The sequence below is a fragment of the Nostoc sp. 'Peltigera membranacea cyanobiont' 213 genome (assembly GCF_002245975.1).
Classification (GTDB): domain Bacteria; phylum Cyanobacteriota; class Cyanobacteriia; order Cyanobacteriales; family Nostocaceae; genus Nostoc.
On sequence record NZ_NOLI01000007.1, the window covers coordinates 34,384 to 58,219 of the forward strand.

Here is a 23,836-nt window from a genome sequence, read left to right on the forward strand (position 1 = left end):
TCAAGATGTAGAAGCGTCATCTCGATCGAAAAGTTCTAACAAGCCAATTGTGCCTACAAAAAAAGTATAAATAGCATACTGGATTGGTATCTTTTTTATTGAAGGTGCATAAAAAGCTGCTATAATACTCTCGATAAAGTGGCACGTCATAGCAAAACGCTCAATCCAAAAAATTGGATTCAGACTGCTTGGTACATTACTATTAGTTAGTACGGCATAAATATTCCACGATTCTAATCCAATTGCACTGGTTATAAGCACTGTAGATATAACTTTTACAAAAGGAAAAATGTTTTTCTTTATAAACTTTAAGTTCATGCCGTTCACAAAAAATTATTGAAAATACCTACAATACTCAGTGAAGTAACAGACAAGTTTATCTGTGATAACTTACGCCAAAAGTCTCTCAAACTATTATTGTTTCGTGTTCTCTGTGCCTAGCATTTCCGTTATTCATGCGTAAGTATTAATGTCCGTTATCTAAAATTACCCCTAAGTCAACCAATCTTATATCATAATTACCATTTTTGTAAAAGCCTCTAAAAAGATCGACATAGTGGATTAAATCTGCCATACCCATAAAAACTACGAGTAATGAAAATTAAATAACCAGATAGAAAAAAATGATAAAAGTGTGGAATAATACATTGGAGATAAATTTAATTGCACTCCATAGATTAGATTGATACAAAATGTAAAGCTATGATTGCTCAACATTACAACTCAATTCGCGTTGAAAATGACTTGCTTAAACAGATCCAAATTAAAGAAAATCAGCTAAAAATTGCCCAAGAGTCTAATATGCTCCATGTAGTGGAAGCATTGCAGAGTCAATTATTAAGGTTACAAAGCCAATTGTCAGAGCCGCAAGACGTTGAAATTCAAGCGTTGATGAGTTTGTTAGACAATTAAAATTGTAAAATTTTATTGCAAAGTTTATTCAAAATGTACAAACTATGTTTACAAAAAGCAGAGCATAGCGATTGTGATGCCTGAAGTATAGCTGAGATGCTATAGCTCAATAATTAACAGTACAACAATTAGCGATCCAAGGTCTTAGAGGATGTTTGAAAAGTCCTCTTGTCGGTATCAAAAGTTTTAGATCCCCCTAAATCCCCCTTTTTAAGGCTACGGTGTACACACAAGTCTTATAGAGTTGCCCCAGAGCCTTTTGATCCCCCCAACCCCCCCTTAAAAAGGGGGGCAAAAGTCTCTTAAAGTCCCCCAATTTATCGGGGGATTTAGGGGGATCTCCAACGATTTTGGGTTTGTACAGAGATGTGTGTACACCGTAGCTTTTTAAGGGGGGTTAGGGGGGATCTAAAAGTGCCTAAAATCACAGTGAAATACTTTTCAAACACCCTCTTATATAGGAATCCGGTTTGATTTCTGAAAAGATATGTAGAGTGTGTTAGCGATAGCATAACGCACCAAACCCTTGATAATGGTGCGTTACTACGTATCTAATAATTATTACTTAGATAAGATTTAGATTTTTTGCTGAGTAGGTGGTCTTTTAATCTGCCGGACTAAATCAATCTTAAGAACAGGTTTAATTGAGGACACTTGTCTTTGTCTGAGAATTTGAATTTCTCTCTCAATCGAGTCTTTTCCTTGCCTAAAAAAGTCTTGAGAATTATATGGAACTAAGTCACGGGATAAACTTTGAGTTTGTGCTGGAGTCAAATTAGGAAGGGGTTGTTCAGCATTGGCAGAAGTTTGTACAGCTAGTAACAAAGCTATTGAAACCAGCAAGGGTTTGATGTTTATACATCTTGTGAATATCAGGTTTAACATGATTGATACATCTGTTACGTAAATCCTGCTTCAAACCATCTTCGGTTGGTCTTACTATAATCAAAGTACACTTATTGGCTTACTAATTACCTCCCACCAATGGGTGAATTAATCGGCTAAACTACCCGATCAATATCTGGAACTGGCCGATTTAATTCAATATACTAAGGAGAAAATAACCCTGCAAGGTTGGGTGGATACGCACTAATTGGGCTTCAGTGATAATGCTGTAGTAGGTACTTATTGTCTGTAACAGCAAATACTAAATGATGAAATTGTATTTTATACAGGTATTTTTTCCCAAATTCAGGCAATTATTAGGTGATATATTGCCTTAACCATAGTTTTCGGAGATTTTATGCTTGCTAGTTGTTAAATCATATAAATATAATTGACACTAAAATATATCAGTATTTTAACTGTTGTCTTAGCTGTTAATACTTACCTAATATGTAGCACAATCTTTTTCATATCTTAGTCATTGTGAAATCTCTTCTAAAGACTTACTTAGAACAAGAAATCTGGATACTAGTACGAGATAAGTGGTATTTCGCCACAATTATTGGAGTTTGGGATGATTTATTGTGGTTTAAACATAGAACTTACAACAAAGATACAGAGGAAGATACTCTCTGGGAAATGGTTGTCAAAATCAGTGAAGTAACTGCTATAGATAAAGTTAGGTCTGTTATTAGTAGAAAACCAGACGTGCTTATTTCACGGCTACTAGAAACTGAGCAAGGCATAAACGATCGCTATCATCAAGATGGCGAACATTAATTAGCTTAATAGTGAAAATACTTGCTTGTCTCTTAACATTAACTAGTAAAAATTGACGCAAGCAGTATAAATCACTACTGTCAAGGATTTGCTAAGACAATAAAGATGTTTGCATAGCGGAGGTTTAATACTAATCTGATAGACTATCTTAAATTTGAAATTATAAAAGCTGGTAGCCCAGGGCTGATAACTAACTATGAGTGAAGCCTTATTCTGTATCGAAAATCTGCGAGTTGCCTATCCTCAACGGAGTGGAGAAGAGGCAAGCTGGGCGGTTGATGATGTATCTTTCACCTTGCAACCAGGTGAAAAAATGGGATTGGTGGGAGAGTCGGGTTGTGGAAAGTCAACTATAGGAAGGGCAGTAATGCGTTTGCTACCAGCCTCTAGTCGGATTGAGGGACGGGTGGCATTTCAAGGACAGTCGGTATTTGACTTGATGCCTAACCAGTTGCGGAAATTTCGAGGAGAAGCGATCGCCTTAATTTTCCAAGATCCTATGACACGCCTCGATCCACTGATGACGATTGGTAAGCATTGTATTGAAACCCTCCAAGCGCACTCACCAGAATTATCAACGCGGGAAGCCAAAAAAAAAGCACTTGCTACCTTAGCAAAGGTGAATATTCCACCTAGTCGCTGGAATCAGTATCCCCACGAATTTAGCGGTGGAATGCGCCAACGGGTTGCGATCGCTTTAGCTTTACTCCTCAACCCCAAGTTGATTGTTGCTGATGAACCCACCACCAGCTTAGATGTCACCGTTTCCGCGCAGATATTGAAAGAATTAACTCGTCTGTGCGGTGAAGAAAACATGGGATTGTTGCTGATTTCTCACGATTTAGCAATGGTGGCTGAATATTGCGATCGCATTGGCGTTATGTACCAAGGCAAAATGGTCGAAATGGGTTCTACAGAAACCGTATTTAGGGAGCCTCAACATGAGTATACGCGATCGCTCTTAAAAGCAGCTTTACACATTCAAGCAGTAAAAGATGATGGACAATTGATAATTGCCAATGATTCAGAAAAGCAATTACCGATTCTTAATAAGCAATCCCCAATTTTGAGTATTACAGAACTCAAGCAATACTACACCATAGAACCTAACTTTATCGAACGACTGTTTAAGACACAAACCCAGACAATAAAAGCAGTAGATGGAATTGACTTGGATCTTTATGCAGGAGAAATTCTCGGCTTAGTTGGGGAATCAGGTTGTGGTAAAAGTACGCTGTCACGAACAATTTTGCAACTAATTCGCCCCACCAGTGGCAAAGTAGAGTTTTTAGGACAAGATTTAACTAAACTGTCGCGTCAAGAAATTCGCTCCTCACGGCGACAAATCCAAATGGTTTTTCAAGATCCTCATGCTTGTCTTAATCCAGCGATGACGGTGGGACAAAGTATCGCCGATCCTTTATTTATCCACAATTTAGCCGATCCCGTTAAGGCAAAAGAACAAGTTTTTTGGATGCTAGAGAAAGTTGGATTAACACCGCCAGAAGTGTATTATGAGCGTTATCCATCAGATTTGTCTGGGGGACAACAGCAAAGAGTTGCGATCGCTCGCGCTTTGATTACTCACCCCAAACTTTTGATCTGCGATGAACCAGTGAGTATGTTAGATGCTAGCGTGCAGTCGCAAGTGCTGGATTTGATGTTGCAATTAAAAGAAGAATTTGAGTTAACCTATCTGTTCATCACCCACGATCTTTGGTTAGCGCGATTTTTGTGCGATCGTATTGCCGTGATGAATGGCGGTAAAATTGTTGAAATCGGTCTGACAAAAAAGATTTTTGCCAATCCTCAGCACCCTTATACCAAAACCCTACTAGCTGCTGCTCCCTTATTAGCACGCGCTTAACTAAACAAAGTGAGGAGCGATCGATTCCGACCATACATAATGAGTAGTGAAAATCTCCGATACCCCTATCTGCGCCTCTGCGGTTAATTGATTTTTGCAAATAATTTACGACTCTATATCTAGAGAAAAAAGTTTATTTTTCCTGACATGAAAGACTTATCTAAGTTTGGGGGTAGTGATGGTATTTAATTTCTCAAAAATTCGCTGGTAAAACTGCCTCCAGACATTGAAATTTGAGAGGACAACACTAGTTAGAAATGCTGGTGTCAATAGTTGCAAAAGTCAAGCTAATTTACGGGACATAAAATATCTGAGAAACTTTAACCAGACATTTACCCACCCTTCAACTACCTCGGTTAAGGTTTCTAACAATATCACGTAAATAATTTAACCTTAAACACACAAATTAGCCTACCTAACTTTCCATCTCAGCAGCGTTGACAAACCTCACCGCAATTGTGACGATTACGCTAGAATTATTAAAGGTTCTTTACAGAGTTTTGCTAATCATACCCAATTCTGTTAAAAAAGCCTAGCATTCAAATGTAAATATCAAAACCCCCTCTAGAGTTCACCAAAAGCTTCTATGACGCTCCCAATTCGCAACGTCGCAATTATCGCCCACGTTGACCACGGCAAAACTACCTTGGTTGACGCACTCCTCAAACAATCCGGCATTTTCCGCGAAGGCGAAGACGTTCCGGATTGCGTTATGGACTCCAACGCCCTAGAACGGGAACGGGGTATTACTATCCTGTCTAAAAATACGGCGGTTCGCTACAAAGAAACACTAATTAATATTGTTGATACTCCTGGACACGCTGACTTTGGTGGCGAAGTTGAACGCGTACTCGGCATGGTTGATGGATGTCTTCTGATTGTTGATGCCAATGAAGGCCCCATGCCCCAAACACGCTTTGTCCTCAAAAAAGCCTTAGAAAAAGGGCTGCGCCCCATCGTTATCATCAACAAAATCGATCGCGGTCAAACTGACCCCCACGTTGCTGTCGATAAAGTTTTGGATCTGTTCTTGGAATTAGGGGCAGATGAAGACCAGTGCGATTTTACCTATCTGTTTGCCTCTGGTATGGCAGGTTTTGCCAAAGAAAGCCTGGAAGCAGAATCGGTAGATATGCAACCCCTGTTTAACGCGATTCTGCAACACGTTCCACCACCAGTAGGCGACAGCAATAAGCCTCTGCAATTGCAAGTTACAACCCTAGATTATTCTGAATATCTGGGACGGATTGTGATTGGCAGAATTCACAACGGTACTATCCGCTCAGGACAACAAGCTGCTTTGGTAACAGAAAATGGCACTATTGTCAAGGGTAAAATTACCAAATTGATGGGCTTCGATGGACTGAAGCGCGTAGATATGGAAGAAGCAACCGCAGGTTATATTGTGGCGGTGGCTGGTTTCGCTGATGCTTATATTGGAGAAACGATTACTGACCCCAATGAACCGCAAGCTTTACCACTAATTAAAGTGGATGAACCAACCTTGCAAATGGCCTTCTGGGTGAATGATTCGCCCTTTGCTGGTCAAGAAGGTAAGTTGGTGACTTCCCGTCAAATACGCGATCGCCTATTCCGCGAACTTGAAACTAACGTTGCTTTGCGGGTTGAAGAAACCGATTCTCCCGATAAATTCCTTGTTTCCGGTCGTGGAGAACTCCACTTGGGTATCTTAATTGAAACCATGCGTCGGGAAGGCTTCGAGTTTCAGGTATCTCAGCCACAGGTAATTTACCGCGAAATCAACGGTCAACCTTGCGAACCCTACGAACTTTTGGTGTTAGACATACCTGCTGAAGGTGTGGGTAGCTGTATAGAACGCCTGGGACAACGCAAAGGCGAAATGCAAGATATGCAACCAGGTAGTGGCGATCGCACCCAATTAGAGTTTGTCATTCCCGCCCGTGGATTGATTGGTTTCCGGGGTGAATTCATGCGGATGACTCGTGGCGAAGGCATCATGAACCACAGCTTCTTAGATTACCGTCCAATCAGTGGTGACATTGAAGCTCGTAACAAAGGCGTTTTAATCTCCTTTGAAGAAGGCGTTTCTACTTTCTACGCCATGAGAAATGCCGAAGATAGAGGAGCGTTCTTTATTACTCCCGGCACAAAGGTTTACAGAGGTATGATTGTGGGAGAACACACTCGTTCTCAAGATTTGGAATTGAATATCTGCAAGACCAAGCAATTAACCAATCACCGGGCTGCTGGTGGCGATGAATTGGTGCAACTGCAAGCACCGATAGACATGAGTTTAGAGCGTGCTTTGGAATACATCGCTTCTGATGAATTGGTGGAAGTTACACCCCAATCGATTCGTCTACGGAAGATGTCGAAGAAGTTGGCGAAACGGTAAGTAAAGTTATCTAATTGATTTAAAAAGCCCGCATAAGCGGGCTTTTTGTTTTACTATCTACGGAATATGATAATCAAGTAGCTGTGAGCCTTTGATTAATGTGGAGTTAGGAGTTTCTGAGTAAGGTGCGATCACTTGAGTCAAGCCCTAGTAAGGGGATTTCTGATGAAAAAAATACCTATGTTGACGAGTTTCGACTTCGCTCAACTCTCGATTACTCAGTTGGTTGAGCGAAATCAAAAGCAATGGCTATGGTAATTTTATTACTAGAATTCACCTAAGTTATATTTTTTGGCTGTTTTGATTGACTAATGTATTCCACAACTTAGAAAATGAATCAACACGGTCACGCGCAATAAGTTTTTTATGAGAAGTAATTACTTTGTTTGCTAGACTACGTAGAAGATTTGGAGCTTTGAAAGTTCCTTTAAAGTCAAAGTTTTCCCCACCTGCTTCCTTAAATTCTGCATTGAGATCGATAACTATATCTCCCATAATGATATGGATACATTTAAGAAGATTTGCCTTCTCGCTAGGATTTTTGGAAAAACTTTCAGGCTTTTTGCAAAAAGCTTTTCCAACTTCATCTTCTGATAACACCTCTGAAAGAAGGTAAAGAAGAAAAAACTTAGTTATTTGATAACCACCAAATAGTGGAGGTTCAATTTTTACCAAATATTCTTCTATTGCTTTATATAAATCAAATAAAACTACAATTCTTCCTCCAGTTACTTCTGGTCGAGCAAAAATATCATGGTGTAAATCATCAAAAATCTTACTATATCTTTGAACATCTGAAGGTCGCTTCAAGTCAAATGCAAGTAGAATCTGTCCAGCAAGTGTATTTTCTATAGCTATACGTTCACCAGGCGTATCTCCGCGCTTAATTTCATAGAAATAATCTGGATATTTCTGGTCAATTTCTTGTTGAAGTCTAACTTGGGTCTGTGTGTTTGACCGAAAATCTCGCGCTTGGATACCATTTTGATTATTGCTGTTATGAGTAATCCTAGATATAAGATTTGACTGTGTAGAATTTACTTGAATAATTCGAGTCAATATTCTTAGATCCTTGGATACTTTACCTCTATTTTCATAAAGGCTAGATACTGTTTGACAACCGTTAACTACTGAGTATCCTTGTATCTTTACTTTATCTTTCTCTGAGGTATCAAGGCTGTCGCAAATAATAGTTATTCCATTATGGTAAAGTAGAAAGTTAATATGTTCTGAAGGTTCAGATATGCTTTTAGTAATATCTTTGTTAACCTTTGTCTTTCCTAAACCTTTCCTCAAGTTCAAATCGAAAAGCTGCTGATTTTCAATGCCTTCCATCTGTATCAAATCCACTGCTGACACTGGAGCAATTACTACTTTTGCAGTATTGGCAACATTATACTGAGTATAGTCAAAGCCAAAAACATCAAAGGCAATCTCAGATGTTGCTGGAATTGCTTTATCGCTTGGTACATACATCTGAGAAATTAAAGATTTATCCCATACTTCTAACTTAATTTGTGAAGTCGCTTGAAGAAAACTCTCAGCATTTGAATCTTTGATTGCATTGGTAACAAAGATGCCATGAATTGTATATCTGGAAGAGATAAAAATATCTCTATACTCCATAAGCAAATTTTTCAGTTGAGTATTGCCAGTTGTTGATATCATCGAGTCTATGCCCTCAGACGTTTCTAGCTGCTTCAAGCTTCCTACAAATTCCTTAAGCTGCGTGTCTCCTAAAGTTTTATTAGAATTTTGAACTGTCTTTGATTGAAAAATATCTATAGATTCTTCATTCTCATTAATATAAATTCCATCAATACCCTTGTCTCCACGTCCGTCACAAACTATATTCTGAACTTCAATAACGTTTAATCTATATATATTCACTAAGAACCAACTTAAAAACGCACTAGCTTCTTCACGTCCTGGAATCTTATAAGGCTGGATGATTTGGACAAGATTGGTGTAATCAAGATTAAGCATAGATTTTGGCACAGAGGCTAAATTCCCTTATCATATACGATACAAACTTGAAGGACATTTGGAAGGTGAGCAATAAAAGGCGATCGCTAGCCCGCAGGTATTCTTACAAAAAGCGATCGCCAATTAGCAGCATAGATTTACAGTGCGTAGGCGTAGCCCGTCGTAGACATCGCCTCTCGGTAGTGCTTTCATTTCACACAAACTCGACACGTCCCACCATCTCTTTAGGTGTCATCACCTCATAAATTAAAACCAACGTTTCAATGATTTCACCAATTGAACGAGTCCCTTTTTTGCAGTACGTAATCCCAGGATGATCAAGCCTAGAACTGGCAATAATCAAAAAATCTGTATCCTGAGTGAACAGTACTCGCTGTGTTTCCTGAATAAACACTAACTGAACTTCATCACTTTGAGTACGTAATTCCACATCATCGGTTGTTGTAACATCAATTCCATAACGACGCAAGCCAAGGGCGATGTCTACGACAAGCCGCTTTGCGTCTACGCAGGATCGACATTTTCATCCAGATGAAAGCGAATGCGTTCACTCATTCCTCAACTGTCTCAGTTTTTCTTGAAGACGTGAGGGATGATTTTGCTTCAGTACCTCAACTAACTCATCTTCTTCTGCTATGCGATGATCAATCTCGTCTCGGCGATCAAAATAATAAGCCATTGCCGCGTAAACAGATGCTAGTGAAAGGTCATACTTACCAGAAATCTCTACCAAAGAATATCCTAGCTTTAAATTCATCACTGCCACATCTTCTACAGCCATGCGAGTACCGACAATACAGGGCTTGCCACTCCGCACATCAGAAGCGATCGCTATATGCTCCCGACTAACTAACTGCATTGGTAAATCTTCGAGGTGTGTTCCATTATTTAATAATAAGTATCTAGGCATAAATAAATTTAAAGTTTGTAGTAAGGACTTTAGTCCTGATAATCCTTGCTCTGAGCGATAAATCGCTCACTACAAACTAGGAATTTATTTTATATTTAATTATGTCTACCTACTTATACAGCTATCGTGGCTAATCTTTGAGTAACAATGAAGAGGACTGAAAAAGGATTATTCTCATGACTATTCGTGAAACTGCGATCGCAAAATTGCAGCAACTTTCCGAACCACTCCTACAAGAAGTGACCGATTTCATTGATTTTGTTATCCACAAACATCAAGTTAAAATTGCTGACAGTCAGCCTGATGAAACGCTTGTGGAAAAATGGTCACAATGGTTTGAAGCTGTGGATTCCCTAGACGTATCTCCACCTGAACCAGTCAGCAACTATCAGCAACTCCTACTCAACAAGTATCGGCAACAAGGGTTAGAGCTATGATCCTGTGCGATGCAGGAGTCTTATTGTGTTTAGTTGATCAGACCCAACCCCAGCACAAGGCTTACCGAACTGCGGTTATGGGTTATATGAATAATAATTTGCCTTAAAAGACCTTTGGCTTTAGCTAAATCTCTTTTACCCAAATTGATTAATTCCTCAATCAAGTTTTCTAAATCAAGTTGGTTAAACTGTTTTTGTTTTAATAATTCAATAGTTTCTTCCAACCATAAATTTTCATCAGTTTCATAGAGTTGTTTTAAGTTGGTAGTAATTGTCATATTTTACCTTCTACCTACATTCCATAATCTAATCATATACAATTATAAATTTATAGATGCAAACCACTAAAATACAGATAAATTGTTAAGTTGTGCATACAATTCCTAAGTGACTCCAGATTATGAAAAATATTGGGTTGACGCAAGAAAAAATTACAGTTACAGAAAGCACGACTCTAGAAGAGTTCTTAAAACTTCCATACATTGAAGAGTCACCAGCTTGGGAATATATTAACGGAGAGGCAATTCAGAAACCTATGGGAGGGGCTAAACACAGTTTATTGCAAAAACGTTTAGTTGCAGTGATTGATGCGTTGGGCAGTAACTATGAAGCCTTTCCTGAATTGCGCTGTACCTGCGGTAATCGTTCAGTAGTTCCTGATGTGGTTGCGATCTCTACAAATCAAATACCACTGGATGAGAGCGGTGATATTATTAGCAGAGGGATTGATTTTGCACCCCCTTGGATCATCGAAATTCTTTCCCCTGCTCAAAGTCAAACGAAAGTAACTGGCAATATTCTATACTGTTTGAGAAATGGCAGTCAGCTAGGATGGTTGATTGATCCAAGTGAACGCTGTATTTTAGTTTATCAGCCTAATTCTTTACCAGATTTGTTAGCGGGACAAGATATATTACCAGTGTTAGAAGATTTAAATTTGACGCTCTCTGTTAATGAAGTCTTTGCTTGGTTACAGCGTAAAAATTGACTTACTGTGTTTCTTAAATAAACTCTAACTGAACGAAAAAGCAGAGTGAGTTTTTTAACATAAAATGGTGAATAATCTGAATAGAGGTTTTCTATGAGCATCAGTCTCACACCCGATCAAGAACGCTTTATTCAAACCAAGCTTCAGGCTGGGAAATATCGCTCCGCAGAAGAAGCCCTTGAAATCGCCTTACGCTTGCTTGATGAATACGATCGCGCCGATGCTGAATGGGTCGAGGATGTACGAGAAAAAATTGATGCGGCGATTTTAGCTTCAGACCAAACGCCACCTATTGATGGAGAGACATTCGTAAACCAAATTCTAGAGCGGTTTCGACAAGGACATCAGGCGCAAGCATGAGTCGCTACGTCATCAACATTCTTGCCAGCCGAGATATCAATGAAATTGCCGACTACTTTGCTGAAACTAACGTTGAAGCAGGAGAGCGATTTTTCAGTGAATTCAACCGCAAGTGCCAACAACTTGTTGCCTTTCCAAACAGTGGTAAAAGTTACGGAAAAATTCGTCCAGACCTCCGAGGTATATCCTTGCAAGGCTATATCATTTTCTACAGAGTATTAGATGATGGTATCGAAATTCTACGGATTGTAAGTGGTCGTCGTAACTTTCCATCTCTTTTTGAGGAATCCAACTAAAATCTTTTTTGGCGAACCCCTGAGAGACTGTGAATTTAGGGTGGGGTTGGGTTAAAAAAGAAACATGAAAATCATCAAACCCATCACCAATTGGTTAGAAACCCGCGCTTGTGCCCCTACTTATGGCGGTTGGGTGCTAGCAGTAACGGCTATTTGTTTTTTTGGAGCAGGTATCAATACGATGGCTGGTTGGCTGTACGCCATTAGCGGCATCAGTTTTGCCCTTTTGGGTGTAGCAGCCATCTTACCGCCGCGATCGCTCACAGGTCTATCCATCACTCGCCGTCCCATACAACCAGTGTCAGCAGGTGACGAGCTAACTGTGGAATTAGAAATCCGCAATCATACACAGCAGCCTGTAAGTTTGTTGCAAGTCGAGGATATTTTGCCCTTCGTCTTAGGGAAACCAGTACAAAAAGCAATCGAAACAATTCCTAGTCAAGGTAGTTACCGTTGGGTATATTACCACCCTACCCAACGCCGGGGCATTTATCGTTGGCACACAGTCGAACTAGGTTCTGGTGCGCCTTTGGGATTATTTTGGTGTCGCCGTCAGCGTGATTGTGCAGCCACAGCGATCGTGTATCCTACAATCTTACCCTTAGCTACCTGCCCCTTAGTAGACGAAATGGGGCAAGAAGAGAGCAAAAGGGGCGATCCTCGTGGTAGACCATTGCAGACAGCGACAACGGGACTGGTGCGATCGCTCCGTCCTTACCGCGTCGGAGATCCCACCCGTCTGATTCACTGGCGAACTAGCGCCCGCTATGGTGAATTAAGGGTGCGGGAGTTAGAAATGGTTACAGGTGGACAAGAAATAGTTATTGCCCTGGACAACGCTAGCAATTGGGAAGAAGAAAACTTTGAACAAGCAGTAATTGCCGCAGCTTCGCTGTACTTTTACGCACAGCAACAGCAATTAGAGGTGCAACTATGGACAGCATCCACAGATTTAATCAAAGGCGATCGCTTTGTTTTAGAAACCTTAGCAGCAACAACAGCCCTAGAAGATGCCAGTTCAGTAGTTCCTAAAAGCTATCCCTTGATTTGGCTGACTCAAAACCCCCTGAGTGTTGCTACTCTTCCTCAAGGTAGTCGCTGGGTTTTGTGGCCAAATATTTCTTCATTACCAGAACAAGAGATAATCAATCGGGATCGTCCTGGTATAGTTTTACAAAGCGATCGCGCTCTACAACCCCAGCTACAAAAAACATTACATTTATTATAAATTGCAGTAATTATTGGGAATTGGGAATTGGGAATTGAAAAGAGGCAGAGGGGCGGGGTGCTGCTCTTGCTGAAGGGAAAACTACTCTCCCTTCTCTACTCCCTTGCTTCTTCCCCATTCCCCAGTCCCCATTCAAATAAAACTTCTGTGATTTCTGAAATTTTGTTTGATCCCAGTACGCCGGACATATCAGCCTTAGAGCGAAACTAAAACAATTTGGGCGGGCAAGGTTGGGGAAATCCACCCAGTAATCCCCACATGAGGCTGAGGTACAATGCAAAGAAATATTTAAATTATGAGCGACATGATCACATCAGAACATAACACAAAATCCAGCGATAGAAGCCTAGAGGCAATGCGGCATTTTTCCGAACAATACGCCAAGCGGACTGGAACATACTTCTGTTCTGAACCTTCTGTTACCGCAGTTGTGATTGAAGGGCTAGCCAAACATAAAGACGAACTAGGTGCGCCTTTATGTCCCTGTCGCCATTATGAAGATAAAGAGGCTGAAGTCCATGCCACATATTGGAACTGTCCCTGTGTGCCAATGAGAGAACGCAAAGAGTGCCATTGCATGTTGTTCCTCACCCCTGACAACGAGTTTGCTGGCGAAAAACAAGATATCTCTCTCGAAACAATTAAAGAAGTCCGAGACAGCATGGGATGAGCGAAACCATCCCCCAAGAGTTTTGGCAAGGCGTAGAACAGTTCAATTCTGGTCAGTTCTACGCCTGTCATGACACTTTAGAGGCTTTATGGATTGAAGCCAGCGAACCAGAAAAAACCTTTTATCAAGGCATTCTCCAAATTTCTGTAGCGCTGTATCATTTAGAGAATCGCAACTGGCGAGGTGCAGTAATTCTACTTGGAGAAGGCGGCAATCGCCTACGGCGTTACCCATCTAGTTACGGTGGCGTTGATGTAGATGAACTATTGAGTCAGAGCGCAGCATTGTTGACGACATTACAACAAATAGGGCCAGATAAGATTGCATCAGGCGATTTGGGAAAAGATCAAATCTTATCTTTACCTAAAATTGTGCTGACTACTGATTAGACTTCTGGTGAAATTAGTTATGCGTCGCCCGAAATCCTTGCTAGGCAGAATTCATGAATTCTGCCTACATCATTTTTACTCAGATACCAGTTACCTGAAACCTTGAGGTTGGGGGTAGCGTCACTATTTCAGCCAGTAGTTATCGGAAATCACTCCAGATTGGATATTTCATATCTGGATAAAGTACTTGAGATAATTAGAATGCAAGCTGAAATCCTAAATCCCCAATTGCTATGATGCCCTGCTATCAATTGCCCATATCCCAGATCCGTCGCTTGGGATTAGCTTTAATACTCCCAGCTGCACTCTGGGGCGCTTTTGCCTTCCCTACCCAAGTGCAAACCGCTACTGCACAAACATCTAAAGACAATCGCCCCCTCACCATCCGCGCTGATGTGCAAGAATATGACGCGAAAAATCAAGTAATCACCGCTCGCGGCAACGTGCAGATGTTGTATCCTGCTCGTCAACTTCAGGCAACATCTGCCCAAGCACAGTACTTTAGTAAAGAACGCCGAATTGATTTCAGTGGCAACGTCTATATTTTGCAACAGGGCGGTAACAGTATTCGGGCAGAGAAGGTAACGTATTTAATTGATGAAGGGCGATTTGTTGCCTTACCCCAATCTAACCGTCAGGTAGAGTCTATCTACATGATCGAGGAATCAGATAATGGTGGACAAACGGCGACACCTGCCCCAAAAACACCCCCTTTGAAGCCTTCTAATTAGCATTTATCACCAAGAAAGGGTGCTTCCAGCGTGAAAATTGTTTTAGAGAATATTCACAAATCTTACGGCAAGCGAGTAATTGTCAATCGTGTTAATCTTTCTGTTGCTCAGGGCGAAGTCGTTGGTTTACTAGGCCCCAATGGGGCTGGTAAAACGACGACCTTTTACATTGCCACAGGTTTAGAAAAGCCCAATCAAGGAAAAGTTTGGCTGGGTAATCTGGATGTTACGGGAATGCCAATGCACCAAAGGGCGCGACTGGGTATTGGTTATCTAGCACAAGAACCAAGTGTTTTCCGCCAACTCTCGGTACAGGATAATATTCTGTTGGTGCTAGAGCAAACGAATGTGCCACGATGGGAGTGGTCAAGACGACTCACAACTTTACTGCGGGAGTTTCGCTTGGAAAAATTAGCCAATAGCAAAGGAATTCAACTTTCTGGTGGTGAACGACGGCGGACTGAATTAGCAAGGTCTTTAGCTGCTGGCCGAGAAGGGCCAAAATTTTTACTTTTGGATGAACCATTTGCGGGAGTCGATCCGATCGCAGTTTCAGAAATTCAGCAAATTGTCGCACAACTGCGCGATCGCGGTATGGGAATCTTAATTACAGATCATAATGTCCGCGAAACCCTCGCCATCACAGATCGCGCCTACATCATGCGTGAGGGACAAATTCTCGCTTTTGGTGCTGCTGACGAACTCTACAGCAATTCCCTCGTGCGGCAATATTATTTAGGGGATAATTTTCAAGTTTAAATTTACAATTATTTAGTTAATAATTTCAAAGGCTATTTTTATATTTAATTGAAATTAAATTAAATAAATTAAAATTTTAATCTAATTTATTTGATTCTACTTTCTTACCCATTGAAAACTAAATTTTGATCCTAAATACAGCCGTTTGCAACTAAGTTTTGCAACTAAGTGAGGTAAAGAACTTAGACTTCAACACCAAATCTGAAGACTATTTTTTTATTTCTGCCCCCTGCCCCCTGCCCCTGCCTCTTGCTTCCTACCTTCACCAGGGTTGCCAATATTTAACTGTTCAAATTGCTTATGATATCAAAGAACTTCCCGTCTTTCTACAAGCTCCGTTCGCTGCTACCTTTTACGATCATGGATCGTTACCTTGCTAGCGAATTGTTAGCGCCGTTTTTCTTTGGTGTCGGAGCTTTTTCATCACTTGGTGTCACAATTGATGCTGTATTCGATCTGATCAGAAAAATTGTAGAATCTGGGCTACCCATAGACATTGCCATTCAGGTTTTTTTGTTAAAGTTTCCCAACTTTATCGTTTTAGCCTTCCCCATGTCTACGCTGCTGGCTACTTTGATGACCTACAGTCGTCTTTCTAGTGAGAGCGAACTAATTGCCCTGCGTGGTTGTGGGGTTAGCGTCTATCGCATAGTGCTAACTGCTGTGATGTTGAGTCTTGTAGTCACAGGAATGACATTTGTATTCAACGAACAAATTGCACCGGCAGCAAACTACCAAGCAGCGATGACTCTGGATAAAGCCCTTAAATCAGACAAGCCCACTTTTAACCAGCAAAATATTTTCTATCCTGAATACCAAGATGTTACACAGCCTGATGGCTCTAGAAATAGAATATTGACACGCTTGTTTTACGCCGACCAATTTGATGGTAAGCGGATGAAAGGTTTGACAATTATAGACCGCTCAACAAAAAATCTGAATCAAATTGTAGTATCAGAATCTGCCCAGTGGAATCCTTCTCAAAATGTCTGGGATTTTTACAACGGTACTATTTATTTTGTTGCAGCCGATCGCTCTTATCGCAACATCGTCAGATTTGAACACCAACAACTGCAACTACCGCGCACGCCATTAAGTCTAGCAGAAAAAAGCCGTGACTATGGTGAGATGAATATTGCTGAAGCACTAGATCAACTACAAGTAGAACTTCTCGGTGGCGATCGCCAAAAAATTCGTAAACTCGAAGTGCGGATTCAACAAAAAATTTCCTTACCCTTTGTATGCGTAGTTTTTGGCTTAGTAGGTGCAGCAATGGGAAGCATACCCCAGCGAACTGGAAGAGGTACCAGCTTTGGGATTAGCGTTGTAGTTATTTTTTCATACTATTTAATTTTCTTTATTAGTGGTGCGATCGCGCAAGCAGGTGCCCTCTCTCCCTTTATGGGCGCTTGGTTGCCTAACTTTCTTTTCTTCGGAATCGGTCTATTTTTGTTGATGCGAGTTGCCAAACGGTAAATTGAGGGGGATGAAGAATAATAATTGTTCCCTTGCTCCCCCATCTTCCCCTCATCCTCACACTTCAATTACGGATGATAATTTCGACATTCCGGTGCATCTGGATTTTCCTTGCAGTATTCTTCAAAAGAGACTTTGGCTGATACCATACCCTCAGCTTTCTGATGAGCGGCTTCTGCTTGAAGTTCTTCTACCTCATCCCAAGCGGCTGCACAGGCTTTAGAATAAGCACCTTGTTCAGTGCAAATAGCGCGAGACTGTTCAATTGCTTTTTGAATTCTCTCCTCCAGCAGTAGCGCTTTTGGGGCTTCTACAAAGTCGCTTTTGGTCAAAATGTCGGTAATCGAGATGATACCCAAGAGCTTGCCTTGAATCACAGGTGCGCGATGAATACCAGTGTTAGCAAATAACCGAGCTACATATTCCACACCCAAATCAGGATTGACCACAATGCAGGGCTTGCTCATAATCTCGTAAACCCAAACTTGCTTTGGATCTTTACCGTAGGCAGTTACCTTATAGACAATATCCGTTTCTGTGACGATCCCATAAGCATCATTGTCATGGCGACGATTCACAACCAGCGCCCGCAATTTTTTTTCCTTCATCAGCGCCACTGCTTCAGCAACAGTCGCCGAACCGCGAATGGTAACTACGTTTTTGGTCATGATATCTTCAGCTCTCATCATTGCTGTAGTCTCCTGGTAAATAGTACAGTGCGGCACAGCGCCCTCAGAGGCGTATGTATCGAAGCATTGCAGCGCACAGTTTGCTAACTAGAAAGTAAAAAAGTTGAACTTTTGTCCAGCTACAACAATAAACTTAGAGCAACTATCAACTCCTGATGATATCCAATGTGACCGATACCGAAAAACTAACCATAAATTGCCATAACTTTCTCAAAAATCTTCTCAAAGGCTCCAGCCACTAGAAAGTAAATTTTTGACTACTACATGTCTATTGGTAATGACTAATAACTGATGGAGAAGTTAGGATGAAATCACTATCCAACTTTAGTTGAGATATTTCCTATTGAGGAAATCAAAAGCATTAAACAGCAACACCTTCAGATCCCATCAAGTTTTCCTGATCTCGAGTAAATTTCAATTACTAATCCCATGCCACATCCTTCTTATCCTCCCGCATACTTACGCTATCTCAAAGCCAGGTTATGGAATCTAGGGCGACCTGGTTTTTGGGGAACTGCAATTTTTTTATCTGTCGTAGGGCTAGTAACCTGGGAATACTGGTCAAACCCAGATATTTTTGTTTATAAGCAAAAAAGCCAAGTCTCTTCACAAACGCCTGCTGACTCTTCCCTGTCAGCAGAAAATAGAGCGATCGCAGCCGATATTGATAACCTACCGGTTTTGTTTAATGACTTTGAGCAAGCAAGTCTCTCAGTAACGCCAAATACGCCCAAGGAAAAGACTCAGGAAAAAAATAGCAAGGGCTTATTAGAAGATGTAATTAACAAACAAAAGTCCGATCGCGATACCAAGCTAAATCCGGCTTCAGGCGTTAACGGTGATACTCCCCCAATTTTGAAAAATCCCTTTGTTGTCCAAGCAGAAAATTCGTTGCGGATGGGGACAGTTGATAGTAATAACCAGTTTCTAGGTCTTAATACCTTAACTTCACCATCTGAACCAACAGGAAACGAACAAACATCCTCTAGTCTGGGAATTGGATTCACAAATCAAACCAACAAGACTCAAAATTCTGTCTCCATCAACCCTCTGCAAGCAGCACTCAACCAATCAACAAATCAGAAGCTGTCTAGCTTCAATGGTACTGCAACAGTGCCAAATACTGTGGGTCAAGTCTCTGACGCAGGAACAACGTTAATGCCACCTATTAACACCTTACCCAGTCAGAATTCTCTACCAAGTAATGGATTAACTCCGGGGGCGGGCTACACGTCAACTGGTACGAACTTGCAGCAAAATCCCTACAATAATTTAAATAACGGTCAGGTATTACCTAATACTGGGTTAACTACTGGTACAGGTTATACATCAACGGGTACGAACTTACCGCAAAATCCCTACAATAATTTCAATAACGGTCAGGTAGTGCCTAATGTATCACCAATAACGCCCCCAGTTACCTCTGGCGCACCAAGTAATATTTCACCTTACTCGAACCAGATGCCAAGTCAAGGCATTGTCACCCCCATAAATGGTAATTATGGTTTGCAGCAGCCGACACAATTACCACAGTCTAATTATGGGAATTCTGGCTTGCAGCAACCAACACAGCCTAATTATGGGAATTATGTGCAGCAGCAACCAACACAGTCTAATTCCTTATATCTTCGCCAACTTCGAGACAAGTATAGAAGTCCAGGTCAAAACTGATTCTAAGTAGGTTACTTGACTAAATAAAATTTAGCTAGGGTGATTGTGGGCTATTTGGAATCATCGGAACTTCTGGTGTTTCAGGTTGTTGCTGTTGTCGTTGTAAATATTTACTCAATACATAAGCCATATCTCCACGGGTAACGGGTTTCAATGGGAAAATATTGCCTTGGGCATCTGTGTTGAGAAATCCCTCACTAGCTACTGTAGCGATCGCTTTTCTAGCCCAAGTTGGGATAGATTTTTCATCTGGATGGGAAGCCAGAATCTCATTCACAGCAGCATCAGGAAATTGAAATACACCATAAGCCTGGGCGAAAATAGCCAGAGCTTCTGCCCTTGTCACCTTTTGGTTAGGAAAGAATTCATTGCCTCGATAGCCTTTCATGATGTCAGTTTTTAAGACTGTCTGTATATCATTAAATGCCCAATAAGAACGAGGAACATCTGGAATAACTAAATTTTCTTTGCTAACAGCTTCTCTTTTATCTAGCCGAAATGCCTTTACCATAATTGATGCTAATTCGGCCCGACTCAGTAACCTTTCTGGATAAAACTTGCCATCAGAAAAGTTTGTCATCCATTTAGCAGCAGTTACCTGTTGAATGGAATCAGATGGGATTGCAGAAGTAGTTTCTGGCACTTGAGCAATTGCTGGTAAATTTTGTAGTAGTGCCACTAAAGATAGAGTAATTGAAAGCTGACGCATTACCATAACCACTTTTAGCCGCTAACGTGAATTTCAAAAACTACGTTACTGAGATTAACGCAAAATTTGCTGTTCCTAATAACCTGTAACTCAGCTAGTGACGAATTTAGGCTGGACAATGTTGCGTAGCTATGTATGGTGTAGCTTTTCCTTTGTTCCGAACACTAGGATGTTTTATTTTTTGTAAGTTCCTAATAAAGGAAGTAGAAATCAGCAAAAACTTGTTTTTTAGCTTTCATCTTTTGACGTTATCTGCCCACTAATATGGACTATAGTCAGTTTTTCAGGAGTTTTGGGAATGACAGCAGCAGATCCCGTAAAGTTGATGAAGCAAGAAGTTGGCAAAGCCGCCGCCGCCCTAGTCAAGTCGGGTTCCATTGTGGGGTTGGGTACGGGGTCAACTACAGCATATACGATTCAGTATTTAGGCGATCGCCTCAAGTCTGGCGAACTCAAAGATATCATTGGCATTCCTACCTCGTTTCAGTCAGAAGTGCTGGCGAAACAGTACGGTATCCCTCTCGCCACTTTGGATGCCATTGACCACATCGATATTGCCATTGATGGGGCAGATGAAGTCGATCCGCAGAAGAATTTGATTAAAGGCGGTGGTGCAGCACATACCCGCGAAAAAGTCGTAGACTACCTAGCAGAGCAGTTTATCGTCGTCGTCGATAGTGGTAAGTTGGTAGACCGCTTAGGTTCTAGTTTCGCAGTGCCCGTGGAAGTGATTCCAATGGCAATTACTCCTGTTACCAATGCCATCAAAAAACTCGGCGGTAAACCAGAACTCCGCATGGGTATCAAAAAAGCTGGCCCAGTTATCACTGACCAAGGAAACTTTGTCTTAGATGTCAGATTTGACTCTATTGAAGATCCAGTCAGCTTAGAAAAGATATTGAATAACATTCCCGGTGTTCTGGAAAATGGTATCTTTGTTAACTGTGTCGATTTAGTTTTAGTCGGTGAAGTTAAAGATGGTCAGCCATTAGTGCGGCAACTTTAAGAGTTATAGATTTTGGATTTTAGAGATATCTAAAATCCAAAATTAAGCAACATATCTAGTTAATCAAAATACTAATTTAACCAAAATTTATATTCTTCATCGCACATTGGGGCGATCGCTACTTTACCCACGTCTTACCCAATATTTATTAAATTGCCCTTTTCATCTAACTCTGCATTAATGAATTGTGAAGTTTCTTCCCATTTTTAAATAAGCCTGTTATTTAGGCTGACATATAGGATTACTATTTGATTTTTGAACAAAATTAGCTATTGTAGGGTGGTTAGAACGGAGTTCGTAACACACCCTACGTATCTTTTCAGAAATCAAACCGGATTCCTATAGCAGTAATACTAGTAAAAATACTGATATTATTACCATTAGCAAATAGTCACGTTTTCGCAGACATTAATTTTTTAATAGTGCTAATCATCCAAAGTATAAAAAAATATTATAAGTAATAGTATGGAAAAAAGCGTTATTAATGCCAGTCTTTCTACTCAGAACTTAACCTTTCGTCCAGGTGATACTCCTGTATCATTTGAGGTAACTGTCAATAATGATAGCGATCGCTTTGTCAATTTTCAGATAGAAATTACCGCCGCCGGAGAAACCCGGAATACAGGATATCGCTGGTATCGACTCGAACCAGAGGTGGCAGCAGCTAAACCACCAGGGAGTAGTACCATATTCCAAGTCTTCATATTCAATACACCGATTCCGGGATTTGTCGGTACTGTTAACCTGATGGTGAATATTTTTTCACCGCAATTAGCACAACAGTGCAGACTTGTGCTGCGCCTGAAAATCGAGCGAGACAACAGACCAACACATTTAAGTGTAGAATTACCTGTGCGAGAGTTCCAAGTTTATCCCCGCAATTCTGTAGATATACCAGTACGGGTGCGGAATTTGGGGCAACAACCAACTAATGTGGTGCTACGTTTTACAGGTGTCGATCCATCTTGGCTGACAGGTAGTGCAGAACGCCGATTATCTCTAGAACCAGGTGGCTCGGCAGAAGCCACATTTCAATGTCAACCTCCTTCTGTAGTCCAAGCACCCAGCCAAAATTACCCTTTTACTATTGAAGCTGTTAGCAATAATGGTTATCCAACCAATGCTGAAGGCAAAATTGAAGTTTTACCTGTGGGTTTTATAGATTTTACCACCACCCAAAAACACCTGAAAATTCCTAGTAAATCGGCATGGTTGCCTAACTGGAAATCTCATACAGCTTCTTTTGAATTACTATTTAAAAATGCTAGCAACCTCAACCAGCAAATTAATGTGCAGGTACAGGGTAGAGACGGGCGAAAATGCAGTTTCAAAAAGCTTCCCGAAGTTGCCAACCTCCATTTAGGAGAAACAAGTAAAGTTATTCTCGATGTGAAAACAAAACGCCCTTGGGTAGGAATTGGCAAAACTCTCTTATTAGAAGCCAAATCTGAATTATCCGACCAACGTTTAGGGAGTACAGATCCAGCTACGCAGACATTAGAAGTAGAGACTCAGCCGATTATACCTCTATGGCTGCAACTAGCTGCGATCGCACTATTAGCCGCACTCCTAGCATTATTACTGCAACCAAGAGATGTAATGCATACACGTTCCGTAAACTCAGTGCGTTTTAGCGGCATTGGTTTATCTGCGATCAGTGGCTCAGATGATTGTACATTAAGACTTTGGAGAATTGGTACTGATAGTTTAGACCCCGACGATACAGTAACATACTCTGGGCAACCCATTGCTTGCGATCGACACCAACAGCCCAAGGGTTTGATGGCAATTACCGATGACGCTGTAGAAGTCTTACGCTTCATGCCTTTACAAAACGATCGTGTTGCTGTTGGTTTAGATAATGGTGTAATTGAACTCAGAGATGTACCATCAGGTGCAAAGATCGGTCAACTTCAAGACCTTAAAGATCCTAAAGCAAAAGGCGATCGCGTTTTTGACTTAGCTTTCACCTCAAACTCACTTAACTTATTCAGTGGCTATGGCAGTGGTAAAGTTAGAGTATGGTCAAGATCGGCACCTAACAGCGATTTTCTGCCAGAACCGCAAGTTATCGATGTACAAAGTACATTGAAACTATCAGGTTTCCAAGTCCGGGCATTAAATCTCAGCCCAGATGCAAAAACTCTAGTAATTGCTGGAAACTTTAAGCGTTTCATCTTGTGGCAATGGAATCCAACCCCATCTGATAAACAATTCCCAGCTTTATCAGTGCAAAATCTAGAAAAACTAGACCCATTAATTGGGCGTGAAGACTATATTTGGGGATTGGCTTTTGTTCCTAACTCGGCAGAAAAAATCCTAGCAACTTCTGATTCTGCGGGATTCATTACAATTTGGAATTTGAATCAGTGCCAAACTCGCAAAAATCGCAATCCGCAGGAAAAAATCAATGAACTGAATTGTTCGCCAATAGATCGTTGGGCAGCATCAAAAACATCTGTGCGTAGTCTGGCATTTAGTGGGGATGGTAGTCTCTTAGTAAGTGGTGGCGATGATGGACGAGTGGTAATTTGGTACTTAACCCCTGAACACAAACTCGACAAAATAAAGGCAGCAGAAGGTAAAACAATTTACCAAAGTTCTAAAAAAATTAATAACATCGACTTGAAAACTAATCAAGGAACCATGATTGTGAGTGGTAGTGAAGATTTTCAGGTCAAACTACACCACGTCAAATAAGGGAGTCAAT

Annotated in this window: 24 protein-coding genes and 1 pseudogene; 17 read left to right on the forward strand and 8 right to left on the reverse strand. The window is 40.9% G+C overall.

Going from position 1 to position 23,836, the window contains the following annotated elements:
* On the reverse strand, positions 1 to 318 hold the full coding sequence (locus tag CDG77_RS03440; RefSeq protein ID WP_094328021.1) for a hypothetical protein: 318 nt from the start codon (positions 316 to 318) through the stop codon (positions 1 to 3).
* 384 nt (positions 319 to 702) lie between these two features.
* On the opposite strand from CDG77_RS03440, the gene CDG77_RS03445 reads away from it, so the two are divergent.
* Positions 703 to 912 (forward strand): hypothetical protein, encoded by a 210-nt coding sequence (locus CDG77_RS03445; RefSeq protein ID WP_094328023.1) that lies wholly within the window; start codon positions 703 to 705, stop codon positions 910 to 912.
* 576 nt (positions 913 to 1,488) lie between these two features.
* Here CDG77_RS03445 and CDG77_RS03450 read toward each other — a convergent pair.
* Entirely contained in the window at positions 1,489 to 1,755 is a 267-nt protein-coding gene (locus CDG77_RS03450; protein ID WP_223269700.1) for a hypothetical protein, read from the reverse strand.
* Positions 1,756 to 2,280: 525 nt separating this feature from the next.
* Here CDG77_RS03450 and CDG77_RS03455 point away from each other — a divergent pair.
* From CDG77_RS03455 to typA, 3 genes are all read left to right on the forward strand, one after another.
* Positions 2,281 to 2,577: a hypothetical protein gene (locus tag CDG77_RS03455; protein ID WP_094328026.1), complete on the forward strand. Its 297-nt coding sequence runs from the start codon at positions 2,281 to 2,283 to the stop codon at positions 2,575 to 2,577.
* A gap of 196 nt (positions 2,578 to 2,773) precedes the next feature.
* Complete coding sequence (locus tag CDG77_RS03460; protein ID WP_094328027.1) at positions 2,774 to 4,444, forward strand: dipeptide ABC transporter ATP-binding protein; 1,671 nt, start codon at positions 2,774 to 2,776, stop codon at positions 4,442 to 4,444.
* 586 nt (positions 4,445 to 5,030) lie between these two features.
* The gene (typA, locus tag CDG77_RS03465) at positions 5,031 to 6,821 is read left to right on the forward strand and encodes a translational GTPase TypA (protein ID WP_094328028.1); all 1,791 of its coding nucleotides are present in this window, start codon (positions 5,031 to 5,033) and stop codon (positions 6,819 to 6,821) included.
* A gap of 282 nt (positions 6,822 to 7,103) precedes the next feature.
* Here the strand turns inward: typA and CDG77_RS03470 are convergent, their stop codons facing one another.
* The 3 genes from CDG77_RS03470 to CDG77_RS03480 all read right to left on the reverse strand — a co-directional run bounded on the left by CDG77_RS03470 (position 7,104) and on the right by CDG77_RS03480 (position 9,717).
* Entirely contained in the window at positions 7,104 to 8,819 is a 1,716-nt protein-coding gene (locus tag CDG77_RS03470; protein WP_223269701.1) for an AIPR family protein, read from the reverse strand.
* Between the two features lie 181 nt (positions 8,820 to 9,000).
* A complete protein-coding gene (locus CDG77_RS03475; protein ID WP_223269702.1) occupies positions 9,001 to 9,276 on the reverse strand; it encodes a DUF5615 family PIN-like protein in 276 nt (91 codons plus the stop codon).
* 78 nt (positions 9,277 to 9,354) lie between these two features.
* Positions 9,355 to 9,717, reverse strand: coding sequence for a DUF433 domain-containing protein (locus CDG77_RS03480; RefSeq protein WP_223269703.1), 363 nt, complete (start codon positions 9,715 to 9,717; stop codon positions 9,355 to 9,357).
* A 176-nt stretch (positions 9,718 to 9,893) separates the two neighbouring features.
* Here CDG77_RS03480 and CDG77_RS03485 point away from each other — a divergent pair, with 176 nt between their 5' ends.
* Positions 9,894 to 10,154 carry a DUF2281 domain-containing protein gene (locus tag CDG77_RS03485; protein WP_094328030.1) on the forward strand — a complete coding sequence of 87 codons (261 nt, stop codon included), beginning with the start codon at positions 9,894 to 9,896 and terminating at the stop codon, positions 10,152 to 10,154.
* An 83-nt stretch (positions 10,155 to 10,237) separates the two neighbouring features.
* Here CDG77_RS03485 and CDG77_RS03495 read toward each other — a convergent pair.
* Positions 10,238 to 10,432, reverse strand: a pseudogene (locus tag CDG77_RS03495) (DUF29 family protein); the annotation flags it as partial.
* 122 nt (positions 10,433 to 10,554) lie between these two features.
* Here CDG77_RS03495 and CDG77_RS03500 point away from each other — a divergent pair.
* The 9 genes from CDG77_RS03500 (at position 10,555) to CDG77_RS03540 (ending at position 17,051) form a co-directional block, all read left to right on the forward strand.
* Positions 10,555 to 11,142, forward strand: a complete 588-nt coding sequence (locus tag CDG77_RS03500; protein WP_094328031.1) for a Uma2 family endonuclease — start codon at positions 10,555 to 10,557, stop codon at positions 11,140 to 11,142.
* Positions 11,143 to 11,235: 93 nt separating this feature from the next.
* Positions 11,236 to 11,502, forward strand: coding sequence for a ribbon-helix-helix domain-containing protein (locus CDG77_RS03505; protein ID WP_094328032.1), 267 nt, complete (start codon positions 11,236 to 11,238; stop codon positions 11,500 to 11,502).
* Positions 11,499 to 11,798: a type II toxin-antitoxin system RelE/ParE family toxin gene (locus CDG77_RS03510; protein ID WP_094328033.1), complete on the forward strand. Its 300-nt coding sequence runs from the start codon at positions 11,499 to 11,501 to the stop codon at positions 11,796 to 11,798. The genes CDG77_RS03505 and CDG77_RS03510 overlap by 4 nt, the downstream gene beginning before the upstream one ends.
* A 64-nt stretch (positions 11,799 to 11,862) precedes the next feature.
* Positions 11,863 to 13,026, forward strand: a complete 1,164-nt coding sequence (locus CDG77_RS03515; protein ID WP_094328034.1) for a DUF58 domain-containing protein — start codon at positions 11,863 to 11,865, stop codon at positions 13,024 to 13,026.
* A 304-nt stretch (positions 13,027 to 13,330) separates the two neighbouring features.
* Positions 13,331 to 13,696, forward strand: a complete 366-nt coding sequence (locus CDG77_RS03520) for a ferredoxin thioredoxin reductase catalytic beta subunit (RefSeq protein WP_094328080.1) — start codon at positions 13,331 to 13,333, stop codon at positions 13,694 to 13,696.
* On the forward strand, positions 13,693 to 14,085 hold the full coding sequence (locus CDG77_RS03525; protein WP_094328035.1) for a DUF309 domain-containing protein: 393 nt from the start codon (positions 13,693 to 13,695) through the stop codon (positions 14,083 to 14,085). The genes CDG77_RS03520 and CDG77_RS03525 overlap by 4 nt, the downstream gene beginning before the upstream one ends.
* 233 nt (positions 14,086 to 14,318) lie before the next feature.
* Positions 14,319 to 14,816: an LptA/OstA family protein gene (locus tag CDG77_RS03530; protein ID WP_094328036.1), complete on the forward strand. Its 498-nt coding sequence runs from the start codon at positions 14,319 to 14,321 to the stop codon at positions 14,814 to 14,816.
* 30 nt (positions 14,817 to 14,846) lie between these two features.
* Positions 14,847 to 15,575, forward strand: a complete 729-nt coding sequence (gene lptB / locus CDG77_RS03535) for an LPS export ABC transporter ATP-binding protein (protein ID WP_094328037.1) — start codon at positions 14,847 to 14,849, stop codon at positions 15,573 to 15,575.
* Between the two features lie 360 nt (positions 15,576 to 15,935).
* On the forward strand, positions 15,936 to 17,051 hold the full coding sequence (locus tag CDG77_RS03540) for an LptF/LptG family permease (RefSeq protein ID WP_094328038.1): 1,116 nt from the start codon (positions 15,936 to 15,938) through the stop codon (positions 17,049 to 17,051).
* 68 nt (positions 17,052 to 17,119) lie between these two features.
* Here the strand turns inward: CDG77_RS03540 and CDG77_RS03545 are convergent, their stop codons facing one another.
* Positions 17,120 to 17,740 carry a CP12 domain-containing protein gene (locus CDG77_RS03545; RefSeq protein ID WP_189524919.1) on the reverse strand — a complete coding sequence of 207 codons (621 nt, stop codon included), beginning with the start codon at positions 17,738 to 17,740 and terminating at the stop codon, positions 17,120 to 17,122.
* A 429-nt stretch (positions 17,741 to 18,169) separates the two neighbouring features.
* Here CDG77_RS03545 and CDG77_RS03550 point away from each other — a divergent pair, with 429 nt between their 5' ends.
* Entirely contained in the window at positions 18,170 to 19,411 is a 1,242-nt protein-coding gene (locus CDG77_RS03550; protein WP_094328039.1) for a hypothetical protein, read from the forward strand.
* A 34-nt stretch (positions 19,412 to 19,445) separates the two neighbouring features.
* On the opposite strand, the gene CDG77_RS03555 is transcribed toward CDG77_RS03550, so the two are convergent.
* Positions 19,446 to 20,120, reverse strand: coding sequence for an S-layer homology domain-containing protein (locus CDG77_RS03555; protein WP_094328082.1), 675 nt, complete (start codon positions 20,118 to 20,120; stop codon positions 19,446 to 19,448).
* Positions 20,121 to 20,418: 298 nt separating this feature from the next.
* On the opposite strand from CDG77_RS03555, the gene rpiA reads away from it, so the two are divergent.
* Together rpiA and CDG77_RS03565 are read left to right on the forward strand one after the other, a co-directional pair.
* Positions 20,419 to 21,126, forward strand: a complete 708-nt coding sequence (gene rpiA / locus CDG77_RS03560) for a ribose-5-phosphate isomerase RpiA (RefSeq protein WP_094328040.1) — start codon at positions 20,419 to 20,421, stop codon at positions 21,124 to 21,126.
* Between the two features lie 465 nt (positions 21,127 to 21,591).
* Entirely contained in the window at positions 21,592 to 23,826 is a 2,235-nt protein-coding gene (locus CDG77_RS03565; RefSeq protein ID WP_094328041.1) for a hypothetical protein, read from the forward strand.
* Positions 23,827 to 23,836: the final 10 nt, after the last annotated feature.

What these genes read in the sequence shown, in the direction of transcription:
- CDG77_RS03440 (WP_094328021.1), bottom strand. Translation starts at nt 318, where the DNA reads ATGAACTTAAAGTTTATAAAGAAAAACATTTTTCCTTTTGTAAAAGTT.
- CDG77_RS03445 (WP_094328023.1), top strand. Translation starts at nt 703, where the DNA reads ATGATTGCTCAACATTACAACTCAATTCGCGTTGAAAATGACTTGCTT.
- CDG77_RS03460 (WP_094328027.1), top strand. Translation starts at nt 2,774, where the DNA reads ATGAGTGAAGCCTTATTCTGTATCGAAAATCTGCGAGTTGCCTATCCT.
- typA (WP_094328028.1), top strand. Translation starts at nt 5,031, where the DNA reads ATGACGCTCCCAATTCGCAACGTCGCAATTATCGCCCACGTTGACCAC.
- CDG77_RS03480 (WP_223269703.1), bottom strand. Translation starts at nt 9,717, where the DNA reads ATGCCTAGATACTTATTATTAAATAATGGAACACACCTCGAAGATTTA.
- CDG77_RS03485 (WP_094328030.1), top strand. Translation starts at nt 9,894, where the DNA reads ATGACTATTCGTGAAACTGCGATCGCAAAATTGCAGCAACTTTCCGAA.
- CDG77_RS03500 (WP_094328031.1), top strand. Translation starts at nt 10,555, where the DNA reads ATGAAAAATATTGGGTTGACGCAAGAAAAAATTACAGTTACAGAAAGC.
- CDG77_RS03505 (WP_094328032.1), top strand. Translation starts at nt 11,236, where the DNA reads ATGAGCATCAGTCTCACACCCGATCAAGAACGCTTTATTCAAACCAAG.
- CDG77_RS03510 (WP_094328033.1), top strand. Translation starts at nt 11,499, where the DNA reads ATGAGTCGCTACGTCATCAACATTCTTGCCAGCCGAGATATCAATGAA.
- CDG77_RS03515 (WP_094328034.1), top strand. Translation starts at nt 11,863, where the DNA reads ATGAAAATCATCAAACCCATCACCAATTGGTTAGAAACCCGCGCTTGT.
- CDG77_RS03520 (WP_094328080.1), top strand. Translation starts at nt 13,331, where the DNA reads ATGATCACATCAGAACATAACACAAAATCCAGCGATAGAAGCCTAGAG.
- CDG77_RS03525 (WP_094328035.1), top strand. Translation starts at nt 13,693, where the DNA reads ATGAGCGAAACCATCCCCCAAGAGTTTTGGCAAGGCGTAGAACAGTTC.
- CDG77_RS03530 (WP_094328036.1), top strand. Translation starts at nt 14,319, where the DNA reads ATGATGCCCTGCTATCAATTGCCCATATCCCAGATCCGTCGCTTGGGA.
- CDG77_RS03540 (WP_094328038.1), top strand. Translation starts at nt 15,936, where the DNA reads ATGGATCGTTACCTTGCTAGCGAATTGTTAGCGCCGTTTTTCTTTGGT.
- CDG77_RS03545 (WP_189524919.1), bottom strand. Translation starts at nt 17,740, where the DNA reads ATGATGAGAGCTGAAGATATCATGACCAAAAACGTAGTTACCATTCGC.
- CDG77_RS03550 (WP_094328039.1), top strand. Translation starts at nt 18,170, where the DNA reads ATGCCACATCCTTCTTATCCTCCCGCATACTTACGCTATCTCAAAGCC.
- CDG77_RS03555 (WP_094328082.1), bottom strand. Translation starts at nt 20,120, where the DNA reads ATGCGTCAGCTTTCAATTACTCTATCTTTAGTGGCACTACTACAAAAT.
- rpiA (WP_094328040.1), top strand. Translation starts at nt 20,419, where the DNA reads ATGACAGCAGCAGATCCCGTAAAGTTGATGAAGCAAGAAGTTGGCAAA.
- CDG77_RS03565 (WP_094328041.1), top strand. Translation starts at nt 21,592, where the DNA reads ATGGAAAAAAGCGTTATTAATGCCAGTCTTTCTACTCAGAACTTAACC.